General features: G+C 73.0%; 7 protein-coding genes and 1 pseudogene. 3 read left to right on the forward strand and 5 right to left on the reverse strand.

What is annotated here, in order from left to right; translation table 11 throughout:
• Positions 1-101: 101 nt before the first annotated feature.
• Both ACFQLX_RS25420 and ACFQLX_RS25425 read left to right on the forward strand, forming a co-directional pair.
• Positions 102-665: a DUF6230 family protein gene (locus tag ACFQLX_RS25420; RefSeq protein ID WP_386418864.1), complete on the forward strand. Its 564-nt coding sequence runs from the start codon at positions 102-104 to the stop codon at positions 663-665.
• 244 nt (positions 666-909) lie between these two features.
• Positions 910-2,694, forward strand: coding sequence for an FUSC family protein (locus ACFQLX_RS25425; protein ID WP_386418866.1), 1,785 nt, complete (start codon positions 910-912; stop codon positions 2,692-2,694).
• 11 nt (positions 2,695-2,705) lie between these two features.
• Here ACFQLX_RS25425 and ACFQLX_RS25430 read toward each other — a convergent pair whose 3' ends face one another.
• Positions 2,706-3,680, reverse strand: coding sequence for a transporter substrate-binding domain-containing protein (locus ACFQLX_RS25430; protein ID WP_386418855.1), 975 nt, complete (start codon positions 3,678-3,680; stop codon positions 2,706-2,708).
• Between the two features lie 239 nt (positions 3,681-3,919).
• Between ACFQLX_RS25430 and ACFQLX_RS25435 the strand changes: the two genes are divergently transcribed.
• Positions 3,920-4,153: a hypothetical protein gene (locus ACFQLX_RS25435; protein WP_386418856.1), complete on the forward strand. Its 234-nt coding sequence runs from the start codon at positions 3,920-3,922 to the stop codon at positions 4,151-4,153.
• Between the two features lie 113 nt (positions 4,154-4,266).
• On the opposite strand, the gene ACFQLX_RS25440 is transcribed toward ACFQLX_RS25435, so the two are convergent.
• The 4 genes and pseudogenes from ACFQLX_RS25440 to ACFQLX_RS25455 all read right to left on the reverse strand — a co-directional run.
• Positions 4,267-4,698 carry a hypothetical protein gene (locus ACFQLX_RS25440; RefSeq protein WP_386418858.1) on the reverse strand — a complete coding sequence of 144 codons (432 nt, stop codon included), beginning with the start codon at positions 4,696-4,698 and terminating at the stop codon, positions 4,267-4,269.
• Between the two features lie 110 nt (positions 4,699-4,808).
• Positions 4,809-5,003 carry a hypothetical protein gene (locus ACFQLX_RS25445; protein ID WP_386418859.1) on the reverse strand — a complete coding sequence of 65 codons (195 nt, stop codon included), beginning with the start codon at positions 5,001-5,003 and terminating at the stop codon, positions 4,809-4,811.
• 407 nt (positions 5,004-5,410) lie between these two features.
• Positions 5,411-5,929 (reverse strand): annotated as a pseudogene (locus ACFQLX_RS25450) (IS701 family transposase); the annotation flags it as partial.
• Positions 5,930-6,023: 94 nt separating this feature from the next.
• Positions 6,024-7,008 (reverse strand): RNA-guided endonuclease InsQ/TnpB family protein (locus tag ACFQLX_RS25455; RefSeq protein WP_386418863.1); only part of this gene is annotated, 985 nt, incomplete at its 5' end.

The raw sequence follows: 7,008 nt of genomic DNA on the forward strand, positions 1-7,008 counted from the left end.
TGACCTGCTCCGCAGGTCAGGTGGCTGCGACACTCCGTGTCGCTGCGACGGGATGGGATTCCTCCCGGGCGTGAACGACCGGGGCTCCTCGCAAGAGCACGCTGAAGACCAGCTCGCTCTACGGGATCCGCTTCGGCGCGGCCGTCGTCGACCAGAACGTCACGCAGCCCGACGGCACGGACGCGCCGACGAAGATGCTGCGGCTGGGCTTCGCGGAGGGCGTGATCAACAACCTGTGCATCAGCCAGCAGCAGCAGATCGGCGCGCTGACGTACACCGTGCTGCTCAGGGCGAACGACAACCGGAGCGACACCTGGGAGATCCGGACGAAGAACACCGTCCTGGACGTCAGGAGCGCCACCGGCATCCTGGACATGGACGGCCTGGTCGACATCAACGTCAACGGCCAGGACGTGAAGACCATCCAGGAGAACCCGGACGACCCCGCCAGTGCGTACGTCCGCAACCCGCTCGGCAGCACCGCGGACTACTTCGGCATCCAGGCGCGCTACGCCAAGCTCGACCAGATCACCTCCGCCGATGTCCACGACATCCAGATCCCCGGCATCATGACGGCGCCCAACCTGAGCGTCGAGGTCAAGCCGGGCACCGTGACCTGCCCCGCCCCGCCGGCGCCGACGGGCACGCCGGGAAGCGCCGGCTGAGGCCGGCCCCGTACCCCGTACCGGGCGGCTGGGTGGGCAGCCCGGAACGGACCTTCCGCCCCGCGCGGGCTGACGCTCACGCGGGGCGGAAGGATAATATTGCGCCGATATGCCACCTTCGCGCCGCCCCTTCCGCCCCGGAGACCCCGCCCCGCACCCGCGCGCCCGCGTGGACCGGCGCGGCCTCCTCCCGCGCTCCGCCGGCGAGGTGCTGCACGTCCTCTCCCCCCGCGGCGCCCTGGGGATGAGCAACGCCGAGGGCTCCCTCGCCTTCGCCCTGCGCGCCGCCCTCGCCGCCGCGCTGGCCGCGCTGCCGATGACCCTCACCGGGCGCCCCGACCTCGCCGTCTACGGCGTGCTGGGCGCCTTCACCACCACCTTCGGCCGCAACCTCCCCTACGCACGCCGCGCCCGCGTCCTGGCCCTGGTCGCCCTCGCCATCACCGCCTCCGTGGGCTGCGGCTCGGTCCTGGCCGCCCTCGCCCGCCCGTGGGAGGGGGGCGGGGGCGCCCTCGTGGTGGTCGCGGCCACCGCCGTGGTCGCCGGGGTCGCGAAGTTCGCCTGCGACGCGGCCCGGCTGGGCGGGCTGGGGGCGATCCTGCTGCTCTTCGGCTTCGCCGTCGCCGCCAACGACCCCGCCGCCCCCGGCGCCGTCCTCCCGCACACCGCCGTGGCCGCGATCGGCGCGGCGGCGGCCTGGGGACTGGGGGTCGCCGGCCGGCTCGTCCACCCCGACCGGCCGCAGCGGCTGGCGGTGGCGGGGGCGCTGCGGGGGGTGGCGGAGGTGCTGGCGGCGGGGGGCGGGGGCGGCGGTGCGGGCAGCGGTACGGGCGCGGGTGCGGGTGGGGGTGCGGGTGGGCGTACGGGCGCGGCGGGCGACGACGCCAAGGCCGCCGACGACCCCCCTGCCCCCACCACCCGCGCCCGGTACCGCGCCACCGCCGCCGTCCTGCAGGCGTACTTCACCCTCGGCCGCACCCCCGCCCCGCCCTCCCCCTCGCGCACCGGCGCCGACCGCGAGCCGTGCACCTACCTGACGAACCTCTCCTGGGCACTGCTGATCCACTCCGCCCGCCGCGCCCCGCGCACCCTCACCGCCCTGGCCCGCCCGATGCGCGCACAGGCCGACCTGCTCACCGGACGCCACCGCCGACCGCCCCCCGTACTGCGGGAACTGGCGCCGCCGCCGCTGCCCGTACGGCAGCACGCCCCGCCCTCTCCCGAGCCCGCCGCGCGCCCCTTCCCCCTGGGCAGCGCCGCCCCCACCGCCCCCGCCCGCCGCCGCGCCTGGGAACTGGTCGCGGCGCACCGGCGCGGGAAGCGCCTGGAGGTGCTGGCGGTCCCCGCGCTGCGGATGACGCTGGGCACGGCGCTCGCGGGCACGGCGGCCGTCGCCCTGCACCTGGGCCACGGCTACTGGGCGGCGATCTCGGCTGCGGCGGTGCTGCACTCGGTCAACGTCCGCACCACATCGGTGCGTTCGCTCCAGCGCGCCCTGGGGACGATCGCCGGTCTGGCGCTGACACTGGCGGTACTGAGCCTGCATCCGGGGGCGACGGCGCTGGCGCTGGTGATCGTGCTGCTGGAGTTCCTGCTGGAGCTCTCCGTCGTACGCAACTACGCCCTGGGCGTCGTCTTCGTCACGTCGCTGGCCCTGCTCCTGACGGACCTGGGCGAACCGGTCGCCCCCGGCCGCCTGATCGAGGACCGCGCCCTGGGCAGCCTCCTGGGCATCACGACCGGCCTGGCCTGCGCCCTGCTGGTGACCCACCACCACGCCTCGCTCCGGGTGGAACGCGCGCTGGTCGCCTGCACCCACGCCCTCCAGCACGCGGAGCACGCCCTGGCCGCGCCCGGCCCCGTACCACCGGACCTTTCGGTCCAACTGGCCGTATCGGCAGTGGAGTTGCGCGAGGCGGACGACGCGGCGGCGGGCGAACTCCACTCCCCCAAGGTCGACCCCACCCGCCTGGCGGCGACCGAGCGGCGGGCGTACGCGCTGCTGGAGAGGCTGCTGGAGCGGGGGTGAGGAGGCGGCCCTCAGCCGGTGTACGCGACCGGCGGGGGTCCGCCCGGCGCGGGGCCCAGCAGCGGGCGCAGCCACCTGTCGTAGGAGGCCGTCCAGCGGCTGTGCGCGCCGCCGCGCCGGTACTCCTCCAGGACGGCGTTGACCCGGCGCACGAGGTCCTGGTCGTCCCGGTGCATCGCGACCGCGTACAGGGAGGTGTCGAGCCGCGGGCCCACCAGGTGCAGGGTGGGGTCCTGGGCCACGAGCCCCGCGCCGAGCGTGGCATGGGTCAAGATGGCGTCCGCCCGCCCCTGGGTCACCTCCACCACGCAGTCGAGATGGCTCTCCGCCTCGACCGCCACGGCGCCGGTGGCCGAGCGGCGGAACAGATCGCCGGCCGAGCTGCCCTTGCCGTAGCAGACCCGCTTGCCGCGCACGCTCGGCCCGAAGTCCGCGATGGGGGACTCCTCGGGGGTGACGAGGCGGTGGCCGGTCTCGAAGTACGGCGCGGAGAAGGCCACTTGCCGCACCCGCGCGCACGAGACGCTCATCGCCCGTACCAGCACGTCCACATGGTGCTTCCGCAGCCGCGGGATGCGGTCGTAGGGCGGCATGCTGATGTACTTCACCCGCGCCCCGGGGCCGAGGATGTCCTCGGCGATGGCCCGGACGACGTCGACCTCGAAGCCCTCGGGTTCGCGGCTCTCGCGGCCGAGCGAAGCCCACAGGTAGCTGTTGACGTCGACCGCCGCGAGGAGATGGCCGCGGTCGCGGATGCGCTGGACGGCCGGTCCGTCGATCCGCGCGGGCCGCGGGGTGTAGCGGTCCGGAATGCAGTCCGCGGCCGGGAAGGCGGCCGGGGCGGCCGGGGCATGCGGCGCCCCGCCCCCGGGAGCGGCGGACGACGCGCCGCAGCCCGCCGCGGCGGGCACCGCGAGCAGCGCCACGGCCAGCAGCGCAGCCCGCAGGGCGCCGCGCCGCCCGGACCGCCTGATCTTCTCCACCATCGCTCCCCCTCGCAACGGCCTGGCCTCCCAGGCTGGCAGGACGGGGGCCCGCCCGAGGGCGGGTGGAGGCGAGTTCCACTGGTATTCGCCGGTGTGTCATCTTCCGCCCCGCGATCGCGGCCGAGGCATGGGCGCTCCGTGGCCCGGGCTGCTGGAGCGGGGGTGAGGGGAACGCTCAGGGCGTCAGGTCGATCGTACGGACTGACTGCCCCGCCCACCTGCCGGGAGCGGCGGTCGCGATGACAGTGCCGTCGGGCCGGGTCGGCATAAGGGAGGGCGGCGGCGAGGACGTGGGCACGCCCCCAGCCCTCCTCCCGGACCATCCCCAGGGCCGTGGGCAGGTCAAGGTCCAGCTGTACGCCGACCCGCTGCCGGAGGCGACTCGGACGGCGGTGGAGGAAGGCCGGGCCCCGGGCCGACTGGCGGCGGCCGTGCTCCGCGAGGCCCAGGCGGCCCGAGGGCCCGGCAGGTGAATGATGAGGGCCACAGCCCGGAAATGGTGAGGTCGGCGCACTGGTCGACGGCGAGGGGTGGTCGATGGGCGCCAGCTCGATGGACGCACGGCGGGCGCGGGCTGCGGCGCCCGTCAGCCCGCTGGTGGTCCGGGTGGCGGCGCCCCGGTGCTCAGGAACTCGCCGGCGGTGACTACCAGGCGCTCCCAGCGGAGAGCTGAGCGGGAGGTCAGGCCCGTGGACAGCAGCCGCAGCTGGTTCACCCGCAACGCGAGCCCGGCTGGTTGCGCACGGGGGAGGGCCGCGAACAGAGGAACGTCCTCCCTGCGTAGCAGCCGCGCCAGAGCATCCGCTCGCCACCTCCCCGCCTGCGTCGGTTTCGGGGGATCGGCCGCCGCGATGAGTGCGATCACGATGACGCTTTCGGTCTGGGCGAGCAGAGCGTCCCGGTCGACGGCCCAGACGCGGCATCGTTCTGCCAGCCGGGCGGCGAAAGCGCCCTCGGCGAGCCGCGTCTCCCTGATCTCCCGGGCGAACCTCTCACTTGCCGCTATCAGGTCGTCCACGGTCGCAGCGCTCCTGCCCTTTCCGCGTTGCCGTGCTCGCCGATCCATCCGAGGCCGTCAGGCATTCCGCCAACCTACCCATCGGGCCGGCGGACGTGGCCGTCCCAGGGCTACTTCTCCGTCTGCGCCACGAACTCAGCTGGCGTCAGGACCAGTTTGCCGTTGATGTCCACCACCGTCAGCAACACCGAGAGGTCGGCGTAGCTGTCCGTGCCCGGGGAAGGGCTGGGCGGCGAGTAGCGACCCTCGTCAGCGCCCTTGCGGACCGTCTCCAGCAGCGCCTTCGCCATGTCGTGGCTGCGCACAAACAGTGGTGGCGCGCTCCTCGAGCTCCTGCGGAGTCAGAAGGGCGTCGGCGAGCCGGGCGAGATAGGCGCACAGGGACAACCCCTCCGCGGCGGCCACGGCGGCAAGTGGGTTCGTGCGGGATCTCCGGCGGGGCTCCAGGAGGCCGCTGTGCGGCCCTCCCCATCCGACTTCGCACACGATCCACCGGTGGATTCCTAGTACTCCAGCAGGATTTCGGTGTCTGGCCTGGTCTTTCGCCGGGTGGCGGGAGTGTAGCGGGACTTCGGTCGTGCGGGGCGGCCTCATGGGGATCGCCCCTCGATCGTCCGACAACGCCGCAGGTAGTGACAGCAGCGGGCGACTGCTTGGCGTCGGCGGCGCCAGTTCGACCAGCTCATCGCGTGATGGAGGCCGCGGTGTCCGCTCAGGCGCGGGGGCCGGGGAAGACAAGCTGCCAGGAGTCGCCGAACCTCCGCCACTGTGAGCCCGATGACCCCGGCCGTCCCACCTGTTTGGCCCCCTTTTCCCCGGCCTGGTGGGCCGTGGCGGCCAGGAAGGCGTGCGCGAGCATGGCCAGAGTGATGTGCCGATACCAGCCCGTGTAGCGGCGGACCTCGTACTGGTCCAGGCCGCATTCGTTCTTCGCGGCCTGGAAGCACTCCTCGATCGCCCAGCGTGCCCCGGCGGCCCGCACCAGCTCCTGGACGGTGACGTGAAGGGGCGCGTAGGCGAGGTAGTAGGCGATCTCGTCGGGCTTGCTGACGCTGCGGCGGGCCAGTGCCCACCGCATCCGGTGAGGGACCTCGCCCTGGTAGTCGAACTCGGCGACGGCCGGCAGCCGCACCGCTGCCCAGTGGTAGACGCGGGGCCCCTTCGCGCCGTCGCCGCAGGAGATCTTCTCCCACGCCTCGTCCGGGGCCTGCGCGAACAGGCCATCGATGCGTGAACAGCCCACGGTCAACTACCCGGGACTGAAGATCCCGGGCTTGCTGCTCGGGTCATCACTGGCTGTGATGGGTCCGGCTGCGTCCGGCCTTTCACGTGAGGAGTGTGAGGGCTGGGGCCGTTGACTGGGCCCCGCGGACCCACGCGATCCACCCGCGGTGGGCGATGTTGTGGGACGAATTGTGGTCGGCGTGCTCAACGAAGCCGCAGACCGTGCACGCGAAGCGGGCCTGGGAGGGCCGGTTGGCGCGTGCGGTGTGGTGGCACTGGGAGCATTCCTGGCTGGTGTACGCCGCATCGACGTACATCACCGGGACCCCGGCCTTCTTCGCCTTGTAGGCGAGGAAGGCGCCGAGTTGGTGGAAGGGCCAGGAGTGGAGCGTGGTGCGTTGGGGCTTTCTCAGCCGTGCCCGCTCGCGAATACCGCCCAGGTCCTCCAGGGCGATCCCGCGTCCGGTGCGTTCAGCCTCCGCCACGATCCGTTTCGAAATTTTGTGGTTGATGTCCTTGTTGCGGCGGGCCTCGCGGCCCGCGTACTTCTTCGCCCGCCGCTTCGCGGACTTCGTGCCCTTCTTCTGCAGCTTGGACCGCAGCGCCCGGTCCTTCTCCCGCTTGCGGTTGATCCTCCGTCCGCAATGACGCTCGCCGTCAGAGGTGGCGGCGATGTTCACGATCCCCAGGTCGACACCAAGGAAGCCCACCGGGTCGGTGTTGAGGGGCTTCTCGGGGATCTCGCAGGTCGCGATCAGGTACCAGATCCCGTTTTGGTAGGCAAGGTCGGACTCGCCCCGACGATGCGCGGCCAGCACGGCCAACTGCTCGGCCTGTCCGGTGAAGGCCACGTTCTTCATCCGTCCCTCGGTGGTCCAGATAGAGACGGTGCGCTGCTCGTGCTGCCAGGACAGCATGCGGTCGTCGTAGGGCTGGGCGGCCTGGGGGCGGAAGGCGACCGGCTTGCCCTTCGCCTTCGTGTACCGCTTACTGCCGGGCCGTCCGTAGCGGCCGTTACGCAGGTTGGCGTGCAGGGTGGTGTAGGCGTCACAGGTCTTCTTGATCGAATGTTGGGCGGCCTGCGCG

Source organism: Streptomyces polyrhachis (genome assembly GCF_042663125.1).
Classification (GTDB): Bacteria; Actinomycetota; Actinomycetes; order Streptomycetales; family Streptomycetaceae; genus Streptomyces; species Streptomyces polyrhachii.

Coding starts and splice junctions, on each gene's coding strand:
- ACFQLX_RS25430 (WP_386418855.1), bottom strand. CDS start 3,680: ATGGTGGAGAAGATCAGGCGGTCCGGGCGGCGCGGCGCCCTGCGGGCT.
- ACFQLX_RS25425 (WP_386418866.1), top strand. CDS start 910: ATGAGCAACGCCGAGGGCTCCCTCGCCTTCGCCCTGCGCGCCGCCCTC.
- ACFQLX_RS25435 (WP_386418856.1), top strand. CDS start 3,920: ATGACAGTGCCGTCGGGCCGGGTCGGCATAAGGGAGGGCGGCGGCGAG.